This is a genomic window from Kribbella sp. NPDC054772 (assembly GCF_053611945.1).
Genome location: NZ_JBSHBJ010000049.1, coordinates 1 through 22,670 on the forward strand (window position 1 = coordinate 1; position 22,670 = coordinate 22,670).

At 68.8% G+C, this 22,670-nt stretch carries 22 protein-coding genes; 6 read left to right on the top strand and 16 right to left on the bottom strand.

Annotation, left to right across the window (positions count from 1 at the left end; all coding sequences use genetic code 11):
- Window positions 1–563: 563 nt before the first annotated feature.
- Window positions 564–1,367 (top strand): arginase family protein, encoded by an 804-nt coding sequence (locus ACWGID_RS39325; RefSeq protein ID WP_452204480.1) that lies wholly within the window; start codon window positions 564–566, stop codon window positions 1,365–1,367.
- Window positions 1,368–1,373: 6 nt separating this feature from the next.
- Here ACWGID_RS39325 and ACWGID_RS39330 read toward each other — a convergent pair whose 3' ends face one another.
- The 4 genes from ACWGID_RS39330 to ACWGID_RS39345 form a co-directional block, all read right to left on the bottom strand.
- Window positions 1,374–2,426 (bottom strand): DUF2332 domain-containing protein, encoded by a 1,053-nt coding sequence (locus tag ACWGID_RS39330; protein WP_452204481.1) that lies wholly within the window; start codon window positions 2,424–2,426, stop codon window positions 1,374–1,376.
- Between the two features lie 175 nt (window positions 2,427–2,601).
- Window positions 2,602–4,866, bottom strand: coding sequence for a [protein-PII] uridylyltransferase (locus tag ACWGID_RS39335; protein WP_452204482.1), 2,265 nt, complete (start codon window positions 4,864–4,866; stop codon window positions 2,602–2,604).
- A gap of 165 nt (window positions 4,867–5,031) precedes the next feature.
- Window positions 5,032–5,370, bottom strand: coding sequence for a P-II family nitrogen regulator (locus ACWGID_RS39340; protein WP_355483534.1), 339 nt, complete (start codon window positions 5,368–5,370; stop codon window positions 5,032–5,034).
- Window positions 5,367–6,722 carry an ammonium transporter gene (locus ACWGID_RS39345; protein ID WP_452204483.1) on the bottom strand — a complete coding sequence of 452 codons (1,356 nt, stop codon included), beginning with the start codon at window positions 6,720–6,722 and terminating at the stop codon, window positions 5,367–5,369. Before ACWGID_RS39345 ends, ACWGID_RS39340 begins: the two co-directional genes overlap by 4 nt.
- 284 nt (window positions 6,723–7,006) lie before the next feature.
- Here ACWGID_RS39345 and ACWGID_RS39350 point away from each other — a divergent pair, with 284 nt between their 5' ends.
- A complete protein-coding gene (locus ACWGID_RS39350; protein ID WP_452204484.1) occupies window positions 7,007–7,603 on the top strand; it encodes a TetR/AcrR family transcriptional regulator in 597 nt (198 codons plus the stop codon).
- Between the two features lie 48 nt (window positions 7,604–7,651).
- Here the strand turns inward: ACWGID_RS39350 and ACWGID_RS39355 are convergent, their stop codons facing one another.
- The 3 genes from ACWGID_RS39355 to ACWGID_RS39365 are packed head-to-tail and all read right to left on the bottom strand — an operon-like array spanning window position 7,652 to window position 9,254.
- Window positions 7,652–7,840, bottom strand: a complete 189-nt coding sequence (locus ACWGID_RS39355) for a hypothetical protein (protein ID WP_452204485.1) — start codon at window positions 7,838–7,840, stop codon at window positions 7,652–7,654.
- Window positions 7,837–8,280 carry an RNA polymerase sigma factor gene (locus ACWGID_RS39360; RefSeq protein ID WP_452204486.1) on the bottom strand — a complete coding sequence of 148 codons (444 nt, stop codon included), beginning with the start codon at window positions 8,278–8,280 and terminating at the stop codon, window positions 7,837–7,839. Before ACWGID_RS39360 ends, ACWGID_RS39355 begins: the two co-directional genes overlap by 4 nt.
- A 26-nt stretch (window positions 8,281–8,306) precedes the next feature.
- Window positions 8,307–9,254 (bottom strand): NAD(P)/FAD-dependent oxidoreductase, encoded by a 948-nt coding sequence (locus ACWGID_RS39365; protein ID WP_452204487.1) that lies wholly within the window; start codon window positions 9,252–9,254, stop codon window positions 8,307–8,309.
- 75 nt (window positions 9,255–9,329) lie between these two features.
- Between ACWGID_RS39365 and ACWGID_RS39370 the strand changes: the two genes are divergently transcribed.
- Both ACWGID_RS39370 and ACWGID_RS39375 read left to right on the top strand, forming a co-directional pair.
- Window positions 9,330–9,914, top strand: coding sequence for a helix-turn-helix domain-containing protein (locus ACWGID_RS39370; protein WP_452204488.1), 585 nt, complete (start codon window positions 9,330–9,332; stop codon window positions 9,912–9,914).
- Between the two features lie 25 nt (window positions 9,915–9,939).
- Window positions 9,940–10,899 (top strand): asparaginase, encoded by a 960-nt coding sequence (locus ACWGID_RS39375; protein ID WP_452204489.1) that lies wholly within the window; start codon window positions 9,940–9,942, stop codon window positions 10,897–10,899.
- Here ACWGID_RS39375 and ACWGID_RS39380 read toward each other — a convergent pair.
- The 7 genes from ACWGID_RS39380 to ACWGID_RS39410 are packed head-to-tail and all read right to left on the bottom strand — an operon-like array spanning window position 10,896 to window position 19,453.
- Window positions 10,896–12,101, bottom strand: coding sequence for an RNA polymerase sigma factor (locus tag ACWGID_RS39380; RefSeq protein ID WP_452204518.1), 1,206 nt, complete (start codon window positions 12,099–12,101; stop codon window positions 10,896–10,898). The two genes, ACWGID_RS39375 and ACWGID_RS39380, sit on opposite strands and share 4 nt — an antisense overlap.
- Window positions 12,085–12,492: a YciI family protein gene (locus ACWGID_RS39385; protein WP_452204490.1), complete on the bottom strand. Its 408-nt coding sequence runs from the start codon at window positions 12,490–12,492 to the stop codon at window positions 12,085–12,087. Before ACWGID_RS39385 ends, ACWGID_RS39380 begins: the two co-directional genes overlap by 17 nt.
- 58 nt (window positions 12,493–12,550) lie before the next feature.
- Entirely contained in the window at window positions 12,551–13,768 is a 1,218-nt protein-coding gene (gene ftsY / locus ACWGID_RS39390) for a signal recognition particle-docking protein FtsY (RefSeq protein WP_452204491.1), read from the bottom strand.
- Between the two features lie 43 nt (window positions 13,769–13,811).
- Window positions 13,812–15,431 (bottom strand): thiol reductant ABC exporter subunit CydC, encoded by a 1,620-nt coding sequence (gene cydC / locus ACWGID_RS39395; protein ID WP_452204492.1) that lies wholly within the window; start codon window positions 15,429–15,431, stop codon window positions 13,812–13,814.
- Window positions 15,428–17,053 (bottom strand): thiol reductant ABC exporter subunit CydD, encoded by a 1,626-nt coding sequence (gene cydD, locus ACWGID_RS39400; protein WP_452204493.1) that lies wholly within the window; start codon window positions 17,051–17,053, stop codon window positions 15,428–15,430. Before cydD ends, cydC begins: the two co-directional genes overlap by 4 nt.
- Window positions 17,050–18,039: a cytochrome d ubiquinol oxidase subunit II gene (gene cydB / locus ACWGID_RS39405; RefSeq protein WP_452204494.1), complete on the bottom strand. Its 990-nt coding sequence runs from the start codon at window positions 18,037–18,039 to the stop codon at window positions 17,050–17,052. The genes cydD and cydB overlap by 4 nt, the downstream gene beginning before the upstream one ends.
- A gap of 10 nt (window positions 18,040–18,049) precedes the next feature.
- Window positions 18,050–19,453, bottom strand: coding sequence for a cytochrome ubiquinol oxidase subunit I (locus tag ACWGID_RS39410; RefSeq protein ID WP_452204495.1), 1,404 nt, complete (start codon window positions 19,451–19,453; stop codon window positions 18,050–18,052).
- Between the two features lie 81 nt (window positions 19,454–19,534).
- On the opposite strand from ACWGID_RS39410, the gene ACWGID_RS39415 reads away from it, so the two are divergent.
- Together ACWGID_RS39415 and ACWGID_RS39420 are read left to right on the top strand one after the other, a co-directional pair.
- Window positions 19,535–19,918 (top strand): BlaI/MecI/CopY family transcriptional regulator, encoded by a 384-nt coding sequence (locus tag ACWGID_RS39415; RefSeq protein WP_452204496.1) that lies wholly within the window; start codon window positions 19,535–19,537, stop codon window positions 19,916–19,918.
- Entirely contained in the window at window positions 19,915–20,820 is a 906-nt protein-coding gene (locus ACWGID_RS39420) for a M56 family metallopeptidase (protein ID WP_452204497.1), read from the top strand. The genes ACWGID_RS39415 and ACWGID_RS39420 overlap by 4 nt, the downstream gene beginning before the upstream one ends.
- 31 nt (window positions 20,821–20,851) lie before the next feature.
- Here ACWGID_RS39420 and ACWGID_RS39425 read toward each other — a convergent pair whose 3' ends face one another.
- Window positions 20,852–21,412, bottom strand: coding sequence for a dihydrofolate reductase family protein (locus ACWGID_RS39425; protein WP_452204498.1), 561 nt, complete (start codon window positions 21,410–21,412; stop codon window positions 20,852–20,854).
- A gap of 150 nt (window positions 21,413–21,562) precedes the next feature.
- A complete protein-coding gene (locus tag ACWGID_RS39430) occupies window positions 21,563–22,654 on the bottom strand; it encodes a threonine aldolase family protein (protein ID WP_452204499.1) in 1,092 nt (363 codons plus the stop codon).
- Window positions 22,655–22,670: the final 16 nt, after the last annotated feature.

The window sequence follows — 22,670 nt, forward strand, 5'->3', positions numbered from 1 at the left end:
GGGGGGGGGGGTTGGTGGTGGGGGGGGGGGGGGGTGGGGGGGGGGGGGGGGGGGGGGGGGGCTACACCGCCCCACCCGGGGGGGTGGGTGGGGGTCCCCCCGCGGCCGCTCGCACGTCCGCGCCATCGCGAAACGGCCCCACACACCACGTGCCACAACCCGGCCCCGGCTCCGGCCCCGGCTCCGGCCGCGGGTAGGGCCGCCAGGTTTGTGGAACATTGTGGCCGCCAGGCGGCCAATAGTTTCCACAAAGCCCGGCAGGAGTGGGCTTGGGGATGGCGTTCGCGCGGGTTCGGCGGAAGATCTGGGCGATCGCGGATCGCGCCGGCGGCGACAGCACCGCGATTCGGGCGTTGACGCGAGGGTTGGAGTCTTCGGAGGAGCTGCTGGGCGACGAGCATCCCTTCGGAGGGCGTTGACAAGAGGTCGTGCGGTGGCAAAGATCTAACCATTCGTGGTGGGTTTAATGGTTAGGGGTTGGCGTGCGGCGGGTTGTGGTGGACGGGGTTTCGAACTTGGGGTTACGGCCGCCGGTGGTGGGAGCGGTGCCGGGGTGTTACAAGTTGGCGGGGGCGGTGCGGGACCAGGGGTTCGTGGGGCGGATCGGGGCGGAGGACGGTGGGTTCGTGACGCCGCCGCGGTACGACCGGGGCGACTGGAAGCCCGGGGACGGCGTGTTCAACGCTGCGGCGATGGCTTCGTACACGGTGCGGCTGGCGGATCGGCTGGAAGGGTTCCTGGGGCAGGGGAAGTTCGTCGTGCTGCTCGGGGGTGAGTGCAGCAATCTGCTGGCGCCGACGTTGGCGTTGAAGCGGCGCGGGCGGTACGGCGTGGTGTATCTCGACGGGCACTCGGATTTCCGGACGGTCGACAACGCGCCGTACGTCGGAGCCGCGGGTGGTGAGGCGTTGGCGTTGGTGACCGGGCGCGGGCAGGCGGATCTGACCGATCTCGAAGGGCGCGGGCCGTACACGCAGGACACCGATGCGGTGCTGCTCGGGATCCGGGCGGATGACGAGTACGTCGCGGACGTGGAGAAGGCCGGGATCCCGGTGTACCCGGCGGCACGGGTCGCGGAGGATCCGGTGGGCGCGGCGCGCGGGACGCTGGAGCATCTCGAGCGGGACCAACTCGACGGGTTCTGGGTGCATCTGGACGTGGACATCCTGGATGCCGCGATCATGCCGGCGGTCGACAGCCCGGATCCGGGTGGGATCGACCACGAACAGCTGCGCGCGCTGCTGCGGCCGCTGCTGGCGTCACCGAAGTGCGTCGGCTTCGACATCGGCATCTTCGACCCCGACCTCGACCCGGACGGCACCTACGCCGCCGAACTCACCGACACCTTGGTCGCCGCCCTCAGCTGACCACCCTCAGCTGGTTGTCCACACCAGTTCTTGGCCGTGGGGAGCGGCGGTGCCGAGGGAGCGTTTCTCGCCGCCGGGCCAGGTCTGCAGGTCGATGCGGTACTCCCACCCGTCCTGCCCGCGCTCATGCGTGATTACGCGGTGCGGCTCGAGGCTGAGGTGCGCGAGCGGCGCCGACGCGGTGGCCTGCGCGCCGAGCTCTTGCAGCCGCAGCTCGATCGCGGACCGGTCGGGCCGGCGCAGGTACTGCCACATGATCGAGTGCCACAGGACCGTGACGTGCCCCTCCGCCAGCTCCAGCGCACGCAGGAACGAGACCGCGTCCTCCCGCCGTACGTCGGCCGGCACGTCCCGCGCGACGACCAACGCGCCCCGCAACCGCTCCAACCGGTCAACCATGTCCGGCCACACGTACGACGCCAGCGTGAGCGCACCGTCGTCCGTCAACGGATTGACCGGCGCGATGTCGCACCCCACCCGCTCCGCGATGCGCAGCTCAACCGACGGCACCGAACCGGTCCAAGCTGGGTCGAACACCACCGGACTGTCCACCGGACCGTACGACGTCCCGTCCGCGACGTACCGGTACCGGTCTGCTCGCAGGTTCAACCCAGCCGACGCACCGATTTCGAACAGCCGCACCGGTAGCGGCAGAGTCTCAACCAGCCGCAGCAAGCCACCGTACAGCGCACCTGAGCGGCCCACCTCGTTCGTTTGCGGCGGTTGGGTCAGTAGCGACCGCACCTCCCCCAGCCGCGACCGCAGTACCTGCTCGAACGCCTCCCAGCCGAGCACCGGGTCCCAGGCGCCGCCGACGCTCGGGTAGAACGCCGCCAGCTCAGGCACCGTGCCGGACAGCACCAGACCGTGTACTGCGCCCAGCAGCCGCAGACCGATCGCCTCGCCGAACGACCGGTCCTCATAACCAGCCAGCACTTCGACAGTCACGCCACCGACCTCGTAGTCATCCACGAGCAGCCGAAGCAGTTCGGCGTACATCGGGGACCCGAGGTCCTCGCAGGCGGTCGCTTGTCGCTGGAGAGCCGTTACGACATCCACGTAGGTGAGACTAGGCCGTGTCTGGCAATTCCGCGCCGTAGCGAGCAGGTGCTCGGTGCGGTAGCTCGGTGCGCGGGAGCGAAGGTCTCGATGCGGAGCATCGTGGCCTTTGCTCACGTGCAGCGAGGTGCCGTGCCGAGTGCCGCGCAGTAGGCGGGGAATTGCCAGACACGGCCTAAAAGGTCAGGCGATCCAGGATCGACTTGGCGGTCGTTCGCGCGTCTTCCGGTTCGAGGGGCGCACCATGACGGTCGGTCAGGTAGAAGACATCCACACACTCCGCACCGAGTGTGCTGACGTGTGCCGACCGGATGTCCGCACCGGTCGCCGCGATCGCCGCAGTCACGTCGTACAGCAGGCCTGGACGGTCATGGGCTCGCAGTTGCAGCACAGTCGCTGTCTCCGACGCATCCGGCAGCAGATCGACCCGGCTGGCGACACGTGCCCGTGCCGCGGAGGAGTCCCGTGCGGTCAACCGCCGTACGACGTCCGTCGAGTCCCGCAGCGCAACGGCCAGCCGGTCCCGCAGGCGCACCGGATCAGGAGGTGATCCAGCAACGGTCCACTGCGAGATGCCAAGCCCTTCAACGGACGTGATGACAGCAGACCGCACAGCCAGCCGCTCCACAGCGAGTACTGCGGCCACAGTCGACAGGGTCCCCACCTGATCCGGTACGGCGACGTTCACGCGCAGATCGCCGTGATGGTCGGACACGGTGACTCCGAGCCGCCCTACGCCGACCACCTGGTGCAGCACGGGCACTGGAATCGGCGGAGCATCGTTCCACATGCCCTCGCCACCGCCTGCGAGCTCACCTCGCACCCGTCGGCACAGCTCACCCACCAGCCGCATCCGCCACGGCGACGACGCAGCCGGGCCGGCCGCCCGCGCATCGGCGTACGTCAACGCCTCCAGCAGGTCCAGCGTCTCGGTGGTCCGGACGATGCCCGCGACCATGTCCACGGTCATCGGGTCCTCCAGGTCGCGTCGCGTCGCGACCTGGGCAAGCATCAGGTGCTGCCGGACCAGCAGCGTGATGACGTCCGCGTCCGGCTCGCTGAATCCGAGCCGCCGCGACACCTTCGCCGCAATAGCCGCACCGGTCACGCTGTGATCACCCTCGACGGCCTTCCCGAGGTCGTGCAGCAGCGCGGCCACCAGCAACAGGTCAGGGCGCCGTACGTCGCGCACCATCGACGACGCCTCGACGCAGGTCTCCAGGAGATGCCGGTCGACAGTGAACCGGTGGATCGCCGACTGCGGCGGCCGGAAGCGCACCGCGTCCCACTCGGGCAGGATCCGCGAGATGTAGCCGGCCTGGTCCAGCCCCTCCCACACTTCGAGCAGTCCGCTGCCCGCACCAAGCAGAGCGCACAGCAGCCGCCGCGCCTCCCCCGGCCACGGCGCTGGCAGGTCTGCGGCTCTCATAGCCAGCCGTCCACAGACAGCCGGCGACAGTACGAGCTCACGATCCGCAGCGACCGCAGCAGCACGCAGACCGAGTACGGCGTCCCGCTCCGGGCGCGCGTCCGGCATCAGCACGACCTCACCCTCGTGCTGGCCCACTCCCTCGTCCAACGCGAGCAGCAACGGCCCACCGGTCCGTAGACGACGTCGCGAGCGCGGCGGCTTGGTCATCAGGCTCTCGACCCGCCGCCACGACACATCGCACACGTGGGCCAGTGTCCGGCCCGTCGCGTACACGTGCCGCAGCAACTCGTCCCGCCCCGACAAACCGACTGCAGCGGCGACCTCGCCCGCCAGGTCAGCCACCAGCCGGTCCGTCGCCCGACCGGCCACCTCATGCAGCGCGTCACGAATCTCGAGCAGGTCCCGCCGCGCACGCTCCACGACCGGATGCGGTACGTCGACCAGCCACGAGGCGACCAATGCGCGCAGTACGACGGCGTCCCGCAACCCGCCGTACGCCTCCTTCAGGTCGGGCTCGGCGAGATGTGCGAGCTCTCCGACCGTGGACGCGCGGTCACGACACGCCTGGGCCAGTCCGGGCAGCCGGGAGCGCGCAGTACGCCGCCAGTCCGCCATCAGCACGGATCGCAGTTGCAGCGTCAGGTGCGAGTCCCCCGCGACGTGCCGCGCGTCCAGCAGCCCGAGGGCCACTCGGTCGTCGGCGGCCGCGGCCTGCTGCGCCTCGACCAGCGTGCGAACGCTGTGGTCCAGCTTGGTCCGCGAGTCCCACAGCGGGTACCAGATCTGGGCAGCCAGCTCGTCGATCTTTGGGTATCCCTCGGCGTGCACAAGCATCACGTCGAGGTCGCTGTACGGCGACAGCTCCTCCCGCCCGTAGCCGCCCACAGCGACGAGGGCGACGCCCTCGGTAGGTACACCGAGGGCGTCGCATGCCTTCGCGAGCAGCAGTTGCAGCAGCGTGTCGGCCTCTTCGGCACGACCGCGCCGCTGCTCTGCCCGATCGATCATCTCAGTGTCCCGTGTGTGGTGTGGTGTGAGCGATAGCGGTGTCCAGGTGCGTGCATCGGGGTGCTTGGTCAGTGGCCTCGATGCGGAGCATCGTGGGCGCTGGGCAAGTGCCGCGAGGTGCGTGCCTGGACGCCGGTAGCGTCATGCCACACCACACACGGGGCACTAGAGCGCGTCCCCGTCCAGCTCGCCGGTCCGGACCCGGACGATCGTCTCCACCGGGGTGACCCAGACCTTGCCGTCGCCGATCTTGCCGGTCTGCGCGGCCTTCACGATCACGTCCGTCACGTCGGCGCTGTCGCCGTCCTCGACGACCACCTCGAGCCGGACCTTCGGGACCAGGTCCACCTCGTACTCCGCGCCGCGGTAGACCTCGGTGTGGCCCTTCTGCCGGCCGTAGCCGCTCGCCTCGGTGACCGTCATGCCGGTGACACCGAACGTCTCCAGGGCGGCCCGGACGTCCTCCAGCTTGTGCGGCTTGACCACCGCGGTGATCAGCTTCATGCGTTCGCACCTTCCTTCTCGGACGTCTCGGTGGACCCATTGTCCTTGTCCTGCGCCGGCGCCGCAGCAGCGGCCGGTCGCAGCGCACCGCGCAGACCCGCGGCGCTGAGGTAGTCGTAGGCCGTCTCCGCGTGCTCGACCTGGTCGACACCGGTGACCTCGTCGTCCTCCTTGAGCCGGAAGCCGATGGTCTTGTCGATCACCTTGCCGAGAATGAACGCGACGGTGAAGGAGTAGACACCGACGACCACGTTGGCCAGCGCCTGCTTACCGAGCTGCGAGACACCGCCGCCGTAGAAGAGGCCGTTGACCGCGGACGGCGCCGCCGCCGAGCCGAGCAGACCGATCGCCAGCGAGCCGAACAGACCGCCGACCAGGTGCACACCGACCACGTCGAGCGAGTCGTCGAAGCCGAGCTTGTACTTCAGCGAGACCGCGAAGGCGCAGATCGCACCGGCGAGCAGGCCGAGGATGATCGCACCGATCGGGGTGACCGCACCACAGGACGGGGTGATCGCGACCAGACCGGCGACCGCACCGGACGCCATACCCAGCGTGGTGGCCTTGCCGTGCCGCAGCCGCTCGATGATCAGCCAGCCGATCACAGCGGCGGCAGTGGCGACCTGGGTGTTCACGAAGGTGACAGCGGCGGTGGTACCGGCGGTCAGCGCCGAACCGGCGTTGAAGCCGAACCAGCCGAACCACAGCAGACCGGCGCCGAGCAGCACCAGCGGCAGGCTGTGCGGCCGCATCGGGTCCTTCTTCCAGCCGATCCGCTTGCCGAGCACGATCGCCAGCGCCAGCGCCGCGGCACCGGCGTTCACGTGCACCGCCGTACCACCGGCGAAGTCGACGGCCTTGAGCTTGTCGCCGATCCAGCCACCGTTGCCGTCGTCCAGGAACCAGACCGAGTGCGCGACCGGGAAGTACACCAGGCAGGTCCAGCCGACCACGAACACGATCCAGCCGCGGAACGTGGCCCGGTCGGCGATCGCACCGGAGATCAGCGCCGGGGTGATGATCGCGAACATCATCTGGAAGGCGACGAAGGCCAGCGTGGGCGTCGACCCGCTCACCGCCTCCGGCGCGAGCAGGCCCTTCAGGCCGACCTCGGAGAAGTTCCCGATCACATGCCCGGAGTCACCGGCGAATGTCAGCGAGTAGCCGACCACCACCCAGAGGATGGTGACGACGGCGATGGTGATGAAACTCATCATCATCATGTTCAGTACGCTCTTGACGCGCACCATGCCGCCGTAGAAGAAAGCCAGGCCCGGGGTCATCAGCATCACCAGGGCGGCACTGGCCAGAACCCAGGCGGTATCGCCGGCGTTGATCTCCATCAACGTCATCCCTTCCATCGAACTGGGGGGTGACCGGCGTCCTCAGTCGGGGAGGTCTCCACAACGCCGGGGAGCCCGCCGCTCGGCCACTCCGCACACGGTGTCGGCGCGCCGTTTCAGCCGATCGGTCCGTTTGTTTCAGGCATGTGACAAAGCACGCTCCCAAGTGACATCCGGGTGACATGCCTCACGGAGGGTCCGAATGTGACACTCTGGCCTGGACCACACGGGACCGCAGCTGCGCCACTGCGCCCGTCCGACCTGGGGAACGAGAAATGGAGCCGAACTATGCAGTGAGACCGCGCCGAGGCAGACCACGGGACCCGGAGGCGGAACCGCGAATCCGCCGGTACGCCGTACAGCTGCTGCTGGAGCGCGGATTCGACGGAATGACGGTGGATGACGTCGCCGAGGCAGCGGGGGTAGGCAAGGCGACGATCTACCGGAGGTGGGCCAGCAAGGAGTTACTCGCGAACGACGCGCTGACCGACCTGTTCGACCTGGAAATCCCGGACGCGGACACCGGCTCGTTGGCCGGTGACCTGTGCGAGGTCTACCGAACGGCATTGTTCTTCGCCAACACCGAGAGGGGGCAGGCACTGATTCGCCTCGCAGTCACCGAGGCGAACCGCGACCAGCGGTCAGCACAGATCTACCGGAAAGTCCTGGACCGGAGGATCGCACTGACGCAGGAAGCACTGGACCGGGCCAGATCCCGGGGTGAACCGATCCGCGACACCGCGGACCCGGTTCTGATGGTGGAGTGGATGGCGGGAGTCTTCGTCGTCCGGGCGCTCACCGGGCGCCCGATGCCACCGCCCGAGGACGCCGATCGCCTGGTCGACGTCACACTTCGGGCAATACTCGACGGACACACCGGAGCGATCTAGCCCGGCACTGTCCCCGCCGGCCTGGACCCCGCCGGAGGGACGAGGTCCTCAGCTGACCTCGATGACGATCGACGCGACGATCAGCGCCACGATCGCCAGCACCACACAGAGCGCCACCGCCCGGCGCCGACGACGCCGCAGCCGCACACCGGCCGCCCACGCCGCGTCGGCGAGATCGGTCTCCGGTAATCGGTCAACTGCTGTCAGCAGCAACGGCTGCACGTCCTCCCGCCTCATTGGGCGTCCCGCCAGTCCCCCGCGCCGAGCGCGGTCCGGAAGCGGCCGAAAGCCGCCATTCCGTGCGCGTGGACGGCGGTGTGGGACATGCCGAGCAGATCGGCCACCTCGAACTCGGTCAGCTCCTCCAGGTGCAGCAGCACGAACACGGTGCGTTGCGCGGGCGTCATGCCGGCCAGCGCCAGCTGCACCTTGTCGTCGGTGTCCACGAACGGCTTCGACCGGTTCCAGGGCCGCAGCGCCGGCTGGTAGAGCAACGGCTGGACGAACGCGTCCGGGTCGTCCACCCTGGTCCACCGAACCGACAGCTGCTTGAAGGCGTGCAGCAGTACCTCTTCTGCTCGCTGCACATCGCCGTACACGAGGTACGTCGTACGGAGCCACCTGCCCTGTCGTGCGTCGACGAACGAGGCGAAATCCGGGTCGACCGTTTCGTGCATCCACCCTCCCGCCTCTATTCAACTCCTCAACTACTGCGGGCTGCTACTGCCTGACGCGTCTCTTCGGTGATCAGGTCGAAGTTGAGGCCGCCGGCGGCCATCAGGCCGGCTGCCGCGGATGGCATGACCTGAGCGGTCGGATTGGTCACGTTGCCTGCCGCGAACACACCAGGGACCTCTGTAGCGCCCATGCCGTCGACTTTCACCGCAGTACCGACCTCGACACCGTTCGACTCGACCAGCGTCGTCTCCAGACCCAGATCGGTCACGAAGCCCGCACGGGCTCGCATGGTGCTCTGAATCGCCACAGCCTGCCGCGGTACGACCGTGCCGCTCTCCAGCCGCACACCGGTGATCTTGTCGCCGGTCACCTCGATCTGCTCGACCTTGCCCTGCACCACGGAGATGCCACGAGCAGCCAGCTCCTCCCACTGCTCCTCGGTCGGCTCCGGTGCGGTGTGCAGGAACAGCGTTACGTCGTCGCTCAGCTGCCGGAACAGCTGCACCTGGTGGATCGCCATCGGACCAGTCGCCAGCACGCCAATAGCCTGGTCCTGCACCTCCCAGCCGTGGCAGTACGGGCAATGCACGACGTCCTTCCCCCACCGCTCGGCCAGCCCGGGTACGTCGGGCAGTACGTCGGTCAGCCCGGTCGTCACCAGCAGCCGCCGACCGCGGTACGTCGTACCGTCGGCCAGCTCGACCGTGAACCCGTCAGCGTCCTTCCGGGCCGTGGTGACGGTGCCGTCGGCGAACTCACCGCCGTACCCGATCACCTCCTGGCGACCGATGGCGTAGATCTCGCCCGGCGGCGTGCCGTCGCGGGTGAGGAAGTTGTGCACGCCGTCGGCGGGCGCGTTGCGTGGGGTGCCGTCGTCGATCACCAGCACCGAACGGCGGAACCGGACCAGGGCGAGCGCTCCGCTCAGCCCGGCGGCACCGCCACCGATCACGATCACGTCGTACGTCGTCATCTCGGGACTCCTCGTTTCTAGGTATACGCCGAGGATGCGTCGTGGTTTTCATTTTCGACAAGTATTGTTGCTGGTATGGCAAACACCGAGACGTTCGACGATGTCCTCGAGTCGGTCGGGCCGCGGCTGCGGGCGCTCCGCATCGAGCGCGGTACGACGCTGGCGCAGTTGTCGGAGGCGACCGGGATCTCGGTCAGCACGCTGTCCCGGCTGGAGTCCGGCGGCCGGAAGCCGACACTGGAGCTGCTGCTGCCGCTGGCCCGCGCCCACCAGGTGCAGCTGGACGAGCTGGTGGACGCGCCGCCGACCGGTGACCCGCGCATTTACGCCAAGCCGATCAAGCGGCACGGCACGGTGCACATCCCGCTCAGCCGGCGGCCGGGTGGACTGCAGGCGTTCAAGCAGATCCTCCCGGAGGGATATCCGGGCACCGACGTCGTACAGAAGACCCACGAGGGCTACGACTGGTTCTACGTGCTGTCCGGCCGGATCCGGCTGAAACTCGGCGACCAGGACTTCGTGCTGAAAGAGGGCGAGGTGGCCGAGTTCGACTGCCGCGTGCCGCACTGGTTCTCCAACCCGGGCCCTGGACCGACCGAGGTGCTATGTCTTTACGGCCCGCAGGGGGAGCGGATGCACGTCCGAGCGCGAACCACATGACAGGCCACATGACAGGAGAGACCTGGTGAGCATTGCGTTGTTCACTCTGGGCGGGACCATCTCGATGGCGGGAACGCATCGGCTGAGCGGTGACGACCTCACCGCCGCGATGCCTGGCCTGGCCGAGCTCGGCCACACGGTCGAGATCCAGGACATCGAGAAGATCCCGAGCGCCAACCTGACCGCCGCCAAGCTGCTCGAGGTCGTCGACGCCGCCTCGAAGGCCGTCGCCGCCGGCGCCACCGGGGTGGTGGTTACCCAAGGCACCGACACCCTGGAAGAGAGCGCCTTCCTGGCCGACCTGGTCTGGCCGCACGCGCAGCCCCTGGTCTTCACCGGCGCGATGCGGAACCCGACACTGGCCGGACCGGATGGCCCGGCCAACCTGCTCGCCGCCCTGCGCGTGGCCGGCTCCCCCGCCGCCCGCGACCTCGGCGCGCTGGTCGTCTTCAAGGAAGAGATCCACGCGGCGCGCTGGGTCCGCAAGACCCACAGCACGAGTACGGCGACGTTCGTGTCACCGAACACGGGCCCGATCGGTCACGTCGTCGAGGACCAGGTCCGCGTCCTCACGCGCCCGCTGCGACTGGACGGCGTACAGGGCAGTGCGGAGCCCGCGACGCTGGACGCGCTTCGCGTCGCGCTCTACACGATCACGATGGACGACGACGGCGTATTGCTGCAGGGGCTGGCGGACACTCATCAGGGCCTGGTCGTCGCCGGGTACGGCGTCGGTCACGTACCGGCCGCCCTCGCGCCCGTGCTCGGCGATCTCGCGGCGCGGATGCCGGTCGTCCTCACGTCGCGGACCGGCGCGGGCTCGGTGGTCCGCAACACCTACCACTCCCCCGGCTCGGAGGCGGATCTACTGCAGCGCGGTCTGATCGACGGCGGCTTCCTCGACCCGTACAAGGCCCGGATCCTGCTTCGGTTGCTCCTGGCAACAGATGAGGACATCGCCGCGGGATTCGCGCAGTACGCCTAACTCAGCGACGCGGCTTTCGTCACCAGGTAGTCGCGTTCGGGGAGGCTCGTCGTACCGCGGGCCGCCGCCCGGAAATGCTCGGCGGCGGCCGACCGGTCGCCGCGCATCTCGTACAGATGGCCGCGGGTGGCGTCGAGGCGGTAGTGGCCGGACAACTCGGTGTCCAGCGGTTCGAGGAGCTTCAGGCCGGCGTCGGGGCCGTCGACCATGGCGGCCGCGATCGCCCGGTTGAGCTTCACCATCGGGTTGCCGGACAGGTCCTCGAGAAGTCCGTAGAGCGCGAGGATCTGCGGCCAGTCGGTGTCCTCGGCACGGTCCACCTCGTCGTGCAGCGCGGCGATCGCCGCCTGGATCTGGTACTCCCCGAGCGGCGGCGCGTTGAACGCCTCCACCGCGAGCGCCACGCCTTCGGTGATGAACTGGTGGTCCCACAGCAGCCGGTCCTGCTCTGCCAGCGGGATGAGCTCGCCGTCCTTACCTGTGCGCGCTGCACGACGTGCATCCGTCAGCAACATCAGCGCGAGCAGGCCAGTGACCTGTCCGTCCTCAGGCAACTGCGTCCGTACTGCGCGCGTCAGCCGGATCGCCTCACTCGACAGGTCACTCCGGTGCAGCTCCGGACCGCTGGTGCTCGTGTAGCCCTCGTTGAACATCAGATAGAGCACGTGCAGAACGTTGTGCAGCCGCTCCGGGTCCGCGTCCAGCGCGAAGCCTGCGCCTTTGAGCTTCTGCTTCGCCCGACTGATCCGCTGCGCCATCGTCGCCTCGGGTACCAGGTACGCCGTGGCGATCTCGGCCGTCGTCAGTCCACCGACCGCCCGCAGCGTGAGTGCGATCGCGGACGCCGGAGTGAGAGCGGGATGACAGCAGAGGAACAGGAGCCGGAGCGTGTCGTCGTACTGCTCGACCTGCTCCGCCGATACGTCGCGCAGCGCGGCGCGTTCCTCGCGGCGCCGGCGGGCCTGCTCCTGACGCACCTCGTCGATCAGCCGTCGGGACGCGGTCTGGATCAGCCAGGCCTTCGGCTTGTCCGGCCGGCCGTCCCGCGGCCACGTGGTCGCGGCCGCGAGCAGTGCCTCCTGTACGGCGTCCTCCGCAGCGGCGAAGTCACCGGACCATCGCACGACTGCTCCGAGGACCTGCGGCGTCAGCTCCCGCAGCAGGTCCTCCAGCTCGTGAGAGGGGTCAGAAGTCGTGGAGATCCCCGTCGCCCTCCATGATCCGGCGTACCTCGATCGGCTGCTCCAGCGGTACGCCGCCGGGCCCGGGCGCGGCGGACTGCCCAGCCGCGATCTCCAGCGCCCGTTCCTCCGACTCCACGTCCACGATCGTGTAGCCGGCCAGGACCTCCTTGGACTCGGCGTACGGGCCGTCGGTCCAGACCGGGGCGTTCAGAGCGGTGGCCCGCACCACCTTGGCGTGCTTGGGCCAGGTCAGCGCGCTCACCTCGACCAGCTCGCCCCGCTTCCGCAACTCGTCCAGCTGGTCGGTCAGGTGCTGCATGTGGGCCTTCATGTCGGCCGCGTCCCACTCCAGCATCGGGGTGTCGCAGTTCCCGCCGTCCATGTTCATCAGCAGCATGAACTTGGTCATGTCATCTCCTCCTCAGGGCCTTTACACGTGAGACGGAGCCGGTGCCGGGTTCTCTACATCAGTCCAGCAGGGCATCGACGAACTGCTCGGGGTCGAACGGGGCCAGGTCGTCCGGACCCTCACCGAGACCCACCAGCTTCACCGGTACGCCGAGTTCGCGCTGCACGGCGATCACGATGCCGCCCTTCGCCGTACCGTCCAGCTTGGTCAGGACCAGGCCGGTGACGTTGATGACCTCGGCGAACACCCGCGCCTGGGTGAGACCGTTCTGCCCGGTGGTGGCGTCGATGACCAGCAGCACCTCGTCCACCTCGGCGGTCTTCTCGATCACCCGCTTCACCTTGCCGAGCTCGTCCATCAGACCGGTCTTGGTGTGCAGGCGGCCGGCGGTGTCGACGAGTACGACGTCGGCCTCCTCCGCGATGCCTTCCTTGACCGCGTCGAACGCGATGCTGGCCGGGTCACCACCCTCGGGACCGCGCACGGTGCGGGCACCGACGCGCTCGCCCCAGGTCTGCAACTGGTCCGCGGCGGCCGCGCGGAACGTGTCGGCGGCACCGAGGACGACGCGCTTGTCCTCGGCGATCAGCACGCGGGCCAGCCGGCCGACGGTCGTGGTCTTGCCGGTGCCGTTCACGCCGACCATCAGCATCACCGCGGGCTGGCCGTCCGTCCGGCTCGCCTTGAGCGACCGGTCCAGCGACGGGTTCACCAGGTCGATCAGCTCCTCGCGGAGGATCTCGCGGGCCTGGGCGGCGCCGACACCCTCGACACGCATCCGGGTGCGCAGCTTCTCGACCAGCTCCTGCGTCGGCGCGACGCCGACGTCGGCGGTGATCAGCGTGGTCTCGATGTCCTCCCACGCCTCCTCGTCGACCTTGTCGCGGGACAGCAGCGCGAGCAGGCCCTTGCCCAGCGACCCCTGCGAGCGGGCCAGCCGGGCCCGGAGCCGGACCAGCCGGCCCTGCGCGGACTCCGGCTTCTCGATCGTCGGGGCCGACGACTCCGGCGTCTCCGGCAGTTCGGTGTCCTCGAGCGTCCGCGTCGGGGTGTCACGCGGTTCCTCGGCGTCCTCACCGACCTTCGGCTCGGCCGCCTCCTTGCCCTCGACCGGACCCTCGACGGAGGGCTTCGGAGCGGCCGGCGGCAGCTCGCCCCGGCGACGGCGGGCGACGACCAGACCGGTGGTACCGACGACCAGGACGACCGCGATCACCACGACGATCGTGATCAGGGCCTGGTCGGTGAGCAGCGAGATGAGCAGTGGGGTCAACACGGTTCCCCATCTTGACAGACGCCCGGCCCGCCGCCCGCATTTGTCACGTCAGGCAAACCAGTTGTCGCGATCCGTGAGGAGGCACCAACTCGGGCCGGTGGGTGAGCAGCACGACGGTGCGGTCTCCTGCCGCGGCGAACAGGTCGGCGAGCAGTGCCCGGCCGGTCTCCTCGTCCAGGTGCTCGGTCGGCTCGTCCAGCACGAGTACGTCGCGGTCCGCGAGCAGCAGCCGAGCGAACGCCAGCCGCTGACGCTCACCACCGGACAGCCTCGCGCCGTGCTCACCGAGCATCGTGTCGAGGCCGTCCGGCAGCTTCTCGACGAACATCCCGAGTCGGGCCCGGTAGAGCGCCTTCCAGAGCTGCAGGTCGCTGACACCGGGTTTCGCGAGCAGCAGGTTCTCCCGGATGCTCGTGTCGAACACGTGGCTCTCCTGCGTCAGCAGACCGACGACGGACCGCACCTGATCGCCTTCGAGCCTGGCCAGGTCCACACCGTCCAGCAGCACCTCTCCCCCGCGCGGCTCGAGGAACCGCAGCAGTACGGCGGCCAGCGTGCTCTTGCCCGAGCCACTCGGGCCTGTGATCACCACACGACTCCCAGCGGGCATGTCCAGGCTGAGACCGTTCAGTACGTCGGTGTCGTCGTACCCGACGCGCAGCAGGTTCACCCGGATGTCGCGCCCGGTCGGGAGCGGCAGCGGGTGCGCTGGCTCGGTGACGGGTTCTGGCGTGTCGACGAGTTCCTGGACTCTCGCGAGGGACGCCCGTACCCGGATGGCGAGTTGGGCTGCTGCGGGGACGCCGCCGAGGACGTCGGCCAGAGCGAGCGGCGTGAGGACCAGTACGGCGAAGACTGCGCCGGTGATGTTCGCCGTACTACCGAGGACCAATGCGGCCACGCTGGCACCGCCGATGCAGAGGACGAGAAGAGCGCTACCGAGGCCGGTGCTCCAGGCGGAGCGGCGTTCGGCGGCGGCCAGACGGGCGTCGTGGCGGCTGAAGTCGTCGAGCACCGAGTCGATCGCGTTGTACGCCACTACGTCGGCCGCGGTCAGCAGAGTCTCGGTGGTGGTGGCTGCGACGTCGCCCCGAGCTCCAGCGATGTTTCGCTCGGCCCGCTCGGCGGTCCGAGCAGTCAGCCACGGTACGACGGTGCACGCGACCAGCACCGCCAGCGCAACGGCTGCACCCGCTGCCGGCAGCAAGAGTGCGAGCAGCGCGACCGTAGCGGCAGCCGTCACCGCTGCGACCGCCACTGGCAGCAGGACCCGCAGCCAGAGGTCGAGGACCGCATCGACGTCCAGTACGAGCCGGGCGAGCAGATCACCCTTCCGCCGCGAGGTGAGCCCACCAGGCGCGATCTTCTCGAGGCGTCCGGTGATGCGAGCCCTCGTCTCCCCCAGAACCCGGTACGCCGCGTCGTGGCCGACCAGGCGTTCGACGTACCGGAAGACGCCGCGGCCGACACCGAAAGCGCGGACGGCCACGATCGGCACCATCAGGAGCAGTACGGGCGGCTGGGCTGACGCAGCGGTGATCAGCCAGGCCGACGTCGCGAGCAGTGCGACCGCCGAACCGGCGGCGGCAACACCAAGCACGAGAGCGAGTAGCAGTCGCCACCGCACACCGGGCTCCGGGCGGGCCAGTTGCCATCCCTTCATGCGTTCACCAGCTCTCGGGTTCCTACCGTGACGGTGCGGTCGGCGGCTTCGATCAGCGCGGGACGGTGGGCGACCATGAGGACCGTGCGGCCGCTGGCGCGCAGACCGGTGACCACTGCGGCCTCGGTGTCCGCGTCCAGGCCGGCCGTTGGCTCGTCGAGGAGGAGGACCGGGGCGTCGGTGATGAGCGCCCGGGCGAGCGCGACCCGCCGCTGCTGACCGCCGGACAGCAGCTGCCCCTGCTCCCCCACCGCCTTGTCCAGCTCCAGTTCGCCGGCGCCTGCAGTGAGAAGTGCCATGCGGATCTCGTCGTCCGACGCGTCCGGCCGACCCAGCCGCACGTTGTCGGCGACCGTCCCCGAACGCAGTCCGGGACGCTGCGGCACCCAAGCGAACTGCCGTCGCCACACCGCGGGATCGAACTCGTCAGCGGCGCTCCCACCGGCCACGACCACACCGCGCTCCGGCTGCACAAACCCAAGCAGCACAGCCAACGCCGTGGACTTCCCAGCTCCACTGGGGCCGGTCAGCGCCACCACCTCGCCCGGCCGCAATTCCAGATCGAACCCGTCCAACGCCGGCTTCCCACGCCCGGGATAGCTCACCGACACGTCGTACAACTGGAGCGGAGTCACCCGCAGGTCCGGTACGTCGGTCCGCTCGCCACGCTCCGGTAGCGGCGTCTCGAGCACGCGGAAGACCTCCTCGCTCGCCGCCACACCGTCTGCGCTCGCGTGGAACTGCTGTCCGACCTGTCGCAACGGCAGGTACGCCTCAGGCGCGAGGATCAGCACCATCAACGCCGTCTCGAGTCCTAGCTTGCCGTCGACCAATCGCAGACCAACGCCCACGGCAACCAACGCCACCGAGATGCTGGCCAGCAGCTCCAACGCGAACGACGACAGGAACGCCAGCCGCAGACTCCGCATCGACGCGGACCGGTGCTCATCGGTCACCCGGCGTACGGCGGACTGCTGAGCCTTGGCGCGACCGAACAGCTTCAGCGTGGTCAGTCCACCGACCACATCCGCGAAGTGGTGAGCCAGCACCGCCAGCGCGTGCTGACGCCGGCGGCTGCGGGCCTGTGTCGCCCAGCCGATCAACGCCATGAAGATCGGAATCAACGGGAGGGTGATCAGTACTGTCCCGGCTGCGATCAGGTCACCAGTGGCCATCCATCCGATCACTCCAGCGGGCACAGTGGAGGCGAGGACAAGCTGGGGCAGGTAACGAGCGAAATACGGGTCCAGATCGTCAAGACCCTTAGTTAGCAGGGTTGTGAGCGCACTGCTCCGTTCACCGCTCAGCCAGACCGGTCCGAGCTTCAAGGAGTGCTCCAGCACCTGTCGCCGCAGCGTGGACTTCACAGCGGCTGCAGCACGCTGAGCGACCACCTCCTGCGCCCACACGAGCAGTGCGCGTCCTGCGATCACCGCAGCCAGTCCCCAGGCCACTGCGGTCACGCTGGCGGATCGCAGTACCACTCCGGTGATGCCGTGAGCCAGGAGGACGGCCTGCGCGACGATGAGGGCTCCGCTGGCGACACCGATGAGTACCGATGCCGCCAGGAAGACACGTGCACCCTTGGCTCGCTTGAGCAGCCGCGGGTCGAGCGGTTTCATGCGGCCGCGACCATGACGCGCTTGCGGAACACCCAGTACGTCCACCCCTGGTAGAGCAGCACCAGCGGGAAGAAGATCGCCGTGATGATCGTCATCACCTTCAAGGTGTACGCCGAGGACGCGGCCCCGACCACGGTGAGGGTTGACCCGGGCTCCAGCGTCGACGGCATCACGTCCGGGAACAGTGCGACGAACAACGACACCACGGCCAGTCCGATCGCGAGCGTCGTACCGACGAAGGCCCAGCCCTCGCGGCGCAGCAGGTTCGCGACCAGTCCGCCGGCGAACGCCACGACCGCGGCGATCGTCAACACCAGCGAGACCGTGTCGCCACGGATCGCCTGCGCCCAGGCCAGGAACGCGATCGTGAGTACCGCGGCGACGACACCGCTGCGGGTCGCTAGCCGATTCGCGCGAACTCGCAGGTCGTCCGTGGTGCGCAGCGCGAGGAAGATCGCGCCGTGGGTGATGAACACCGCGACGAACGTCAGCCCACCGAGCAACGCGAACGGGTTCAGCAGCGTGCCGAAGCCGCCGACGTACTCATGATCGGCGTCCAGCGGTACGCCGCGCACGATGTTGCCGAACGCAATACCCCAGAGCAGCGCCGGCAGCACCGAGCCGACGACGATCATCCAGTCCATCCGGTTGCGCCACGGCGCGTCGTCACGCTTGCCGCGGTACTCCAGCGCGACGCCGCGCACGATCAGGCCGACCAGGATTGCGAACAACGGCAGGTAGAACCCGCTGAACAACGTCGCGTACCACTCCGGGAACGCCGCGAACGTGGCGGCGCCCGCCATGATCAGCCACACCTCGTTGCCGTCCCAGACCGGGCCGATCGTGCTGATCGCGGCCCGGCGTTCGGGCTCGTTGCGGCCGAGCACGCGGAACAGCATCCCGACTCCGAAGTCGAAGCCCTCGAGCACGAAGTACCCGGTCCAGAGCGCCGCGATCGCGACGAACCACACACTCGTCAGTTCCATCTCGAGCCCCTCAGTACGCGTACGACAGCGGTTTGTCCGGCTGGTCCGGAGCGGTCTCGGGTGGCTCGTCCGTCCCGGCCAGACCGGCCCGGATGGTCCGCAGCAGCAGCTTCGTCTCGACCACCGCGAGGACGCCGTACAGCGCGGTGAAGCCGACCAGTGACGTGATCACCTCGCCGCTCGTCGTACCGGGTGAGACACCCGATGCCGTTGGCAACAGTCCGAAGACCAGCCAGGGTTGGCGTCCGGTCTCGGTGAAGATCCAGCCGAAGGTGTTCGCCGCGAGCGGCAGCAGCGGGAGCGGCGCGGCCAGCCAGATCAGCCAGCGCGCCGGCGCCCGGCCGCGGCGGGTCGTCCACAGCAGCCACAGCGCGATCGCCGCGGATGCCATCCCGACCCCGATCATCAACCGGAAGGTCCAGTAGGTCAGCGGGATGTTCGGTTTGTACGACCCTGGGCCGTAGAGCTGCTCGTAGGCGTCCTGCAGCGAGTTGATGCCCTTGACCTCGCCGCCGAAATGCCCGGTGGCCAGGAACGACAGCAGGTAAGGCACCTTGATCGAGAAGATCTCCTTCGAGCCGTCCAGCGTGCCGATGGTGAAGGCCGAGAACGACGCCGGCTTCTCGGTCTCGTACAGCGCCTCGGCCGCGGCCATCTTCATCGGCTGCACCTCGGTCATCACCTTGCCCTGCAGGTCACCGCTGATCGCTACGCCGACGCTCGCGACCAGGACCACCGAGGCGCCGATCTTCAGCGCCGAACGGAACACGTCCTTGTCGACCTTCGGACGCCGGAGCAGGTGCCAGAGCGCGACCCCGGCCACGAACGCGCCACCGACCATGAACGCCGCGAAAATCGTGTGTGGATAGGTGACCAGCACGACCTTGTTGGTCAGCACCGCCCACAGGTCGGTCAGCTCGGCGCGGCCGCGCTCGGCGTTGTAGCGGAAACCGACCGGGTTCTGCATCCACGAGTTCGCCGCGAGGATGAAGTACGCCGACAGTTGCGTGCCGAGCACCACCATCCAGATGCAGCCCAGGTGCACAAGCTTCGGCAGCCGGTCCCAGCCGAAGATCCAGAGGCCGATGAAGGTCGACTCGAGGAAGAACGCGAGCAGCCCCTCGAGCGCCAGCGGGGCGCCGAACACGTCGCCGACGAAACGCGAGTAGTCGCTCCAGTTCATCCCGAACTGGAACTCCTGGACGAGTCCGGTGACCACGCCCATCGCGATGTTGATCAGGAACAGCTTCCCGTAGAACTTGGTCAGCCGGAGGTACTTCTCCTTCCCGGTCCGGTACCAGGCGGTCTGCAGGCCGGCGGTGATCGCAACCAGCGAGATCGTCACCGGGACGAAGAAGAAGTGGTACACGGTGGTGATCGCGAACTGCCAGCGCGCCAGGTCAAGGGTGTCCATCGGCAGGTCTCCAACCCATCTACGACGTGTTGTAGTAGATGCTAGCGCGGATCTACTACGACGTGTAGTTATACTGGTCACGTGGCGAGTGAGGAGAAGGGACCGCGTCCGCTCGGGGACCTGGAGCGACTGGTGATGGAGCAGCTCTGGGCGGCCCCGGCAGCGCTGACCGTGCGCGAGGTGCACGAGCAGCTGAGCGGCACCCGCGAGCTCGCCTACACCACCGTGATGACCGTTCTGGACCGGCTGGCGAAGAAGAAGCTGACCGAGCGCGAGCGCGACGGCAAGGCCTGGCGCTACCGCGCCGCCGCGCCCCGCGAGGAACTCGCCGCCGACCTGATGCGCGACGCGCTCGATCGGGCCGGCGACCGGCGGGAGGCGCTGGTCCGGTTCGTCGGGCAGGTGTCCGACGAAGAGGCAGCGCTGCTGCGCGATGCTCTGTCCCGCTTGGACAACCCGGGGTGATCACCCCGGTCCTGCTGGCCGTCCTGGCGCTGGTGCTGACCGGCCCCGCGCCGGCCGTGCTGGCTCGTTCCCACTGGCCCTACCGGGTCCCGCGTGCGGCAGTCATCCTGTGGCAGGCGATCGCACTGGCCGCCGTACTGGCTGCACTGGGTGCTGGGATCTCGTTGTCGTACTCGATTGCCGGCCGGCCCGGTGAGCCCCGCTTCGACCCGTCGTCGCCACGTGATCTGCTGGCTGCCCTCATCCTCGCGATGACCGCACTCGTCGTTGTACGTCTGCTGTGGGCCGTTGGTCGAGTAGCTGTCGGTACGAGGGCACGGCGCAAACGGCACCGCGATCTGGTCGACGTCCTGGCCACTCCGGACGGGCTGATCCCCGGACTGCGGGTGCTGGCGGAGGAGACGCCACTGGCCTACTGTCTGCCCGCGTTGCGTGGCGCGCGGGTCGTTGTGTCGGTCGGTGCGCTGGATCGACTCGACGACAGCGAGCTGAAGGCCGTGCTCGCCCACGAACAGGCGCATCTGCGCGCGCGGCACGACCTGGTGCTGGAGGAGTTCACCGCACTGCACCACGCGTTCCCGCGGTGGGTCCGCAGCGACGTGGCGCTGGAGCAGGCTCGCACACTCGTCGAGCTGCTCGCCGACGACGACGCCCGCCGTCGCAGCGGCCCGCGCCCCTTGGCCCACGCACTGGTCGCTCTGGCCGGCGCACCAGCTCCGGAAGCAGCCCTGGCCGCAGCAAAGTCCGCCACGGTACTGCGTGTCGAGCGCCTGGCCGGTCCGGCGACCAACGAGCGCCTGCTCTCGACACTGACGTACGCCGGTGCCGCGACGCTGCTGATCCTGCCCACCGTGACGATCGCAGCCCCGATCGTGCAGGCGATCGTGAACGCAGTCAGCTAAACGACCACGGTCAGCTGGTCGACTGGTGCGGTCAGCTGGTCGGTTGGTACCGCACCATGACGCCGGCGGTCCCCCACGGGCGCGCCTCGATCAGATCCAGGTTCACCGGTGACCCACCGGTCGGGAACGCGGCCTTCCCGTTCCCCAGCAGCACCGGACAGATCCGCAACTGGACCTCGTCGACCAGACCGGCCCGCAGCAACGACTGGAACAACGTGATGCTGCCCCACAGGATGATGTCCTTGCCGGTCTGCTCCGCCTTGAGCGCCCGCACCGCGTCGAGGTCCGGGATCACGATGCCCGGCTCGTAGTTGCCCCACGGTGCGCTCTGCAGCGTCGTCGACACGACGACCAGGCGCAGCGCGTTAAGCTTCGCGGCGATCGGCTCACCCGCCGACGCCTCGGTCGGCCAGAACCCCGCGAACAAGCGATACGTCTCGGCGCCCAGCAACATCGTGTCGATGCTGTCGAGCAGCTCGAGGTTGTCGTCGTCCGGCTGCATGCCGATCGAGTCGAAGAACTCCAGTCCCCCGTCCGGACCGGCGGCGTAGCCGTCGAGTGTCACGTACTCCTGGAAGATGAGTCGCCTCATCCCGCGAGGCTACCCGAAATGTTTCCCCTCACCGCGTGCCACGGCGAGCAGCACGAGACCCGACAGAACCAGCAGAACCACCATCGTGACGACGAATGTCAGCACTTCTCTCCCCGACTCCCCAACCCAACAACACAGTCCCTGACGTCCTCAGCGCGTCAGAAGTTCCCCGAATGCCTTCGCGATTTCGTCGACCTGCCAATCCAGCGTGGCCGGCGTCGCCACCACCTCGACCCACGACCACCCCGGTACGTCGGCCGGCTGCCACGGACCGCACAACGCCTCGCGGGTCCGCTCCATCCGCGCGACGGCCGCGTGCTCGATCGACTCCGCCGAGCGCGGTGCGTAGAGCCGGAACGAGTTGGTGTGCGGCGGCTCCGGGAAGACGCGAAAACCCTCGCCCTGCAAGGCTATCGCGACCTCCACGGCCCGCTGGCGCAGGTCGTCCATCAACGGCAGCACCGACCGCAGTCCGTCCCGCGCGGAGACGGCGTACGGGAACAGGGCGAAGAGGTTGCCACCGAGTCGGCGTTGCCACCGGCGTACCTCGGCGATGACGTCCTCGGGGCCGGCCAGTGCCGCACCGCTGACGCCGCCGAGCACCTTGTAGAACGAGACGTACACCGTCGACGCCAGCGCGGCGATCTCCGCCAGGCTGTGCTCGAGGTACGGCGCGCTCTCCCACAACCGTGCTCCGTCGAGGTGCAGCGGTACGCCGCGTTCGGCGCAGGACTCGGAGAACACGACCAGTTCGTCCCACGTCGGCAGCACAAAGCCGGCGTCGCGCAGCGGCAACTCGAGCGTCACCGCGGCGAGCTTCCCTGGAATGGCTGCCAGCTCGTCAGGTCGCGGCTGCCGCGGCTCGGAGGTCATCCGCTCGATGCGCAGGTGGTGCACTTCTTCGAGCGCATTCAGCTCGTGCACCAGCAGGTGGGACAGACCGTGCACTGCGACGCGGCTGGTTCCCGCGCGGTCGGCGTACACGCGCAGCACGCTTTGCTGCGCCATGATGCCGGTCGGCACGAACACCGCGGCCGGCTTGCCCAGCAGCTCGGCTACCTCCTGCTCCAGCGCAGCGACCTCACCACCGTTGCCGTACATGTCGCTCTGGTCGTCTGTGGCCGCCTCTGCGAGCATCCGCAACCGGTCCGGCACCGGCACTCGCCGGTTGGACAGCCAGCGCTCACAGCCGTCGGCCGCGTTCTTCCGTCGCTCCCGCAGGTCCTCGGAGGTAGTAGCCACAGCTCTATCCTCTCGT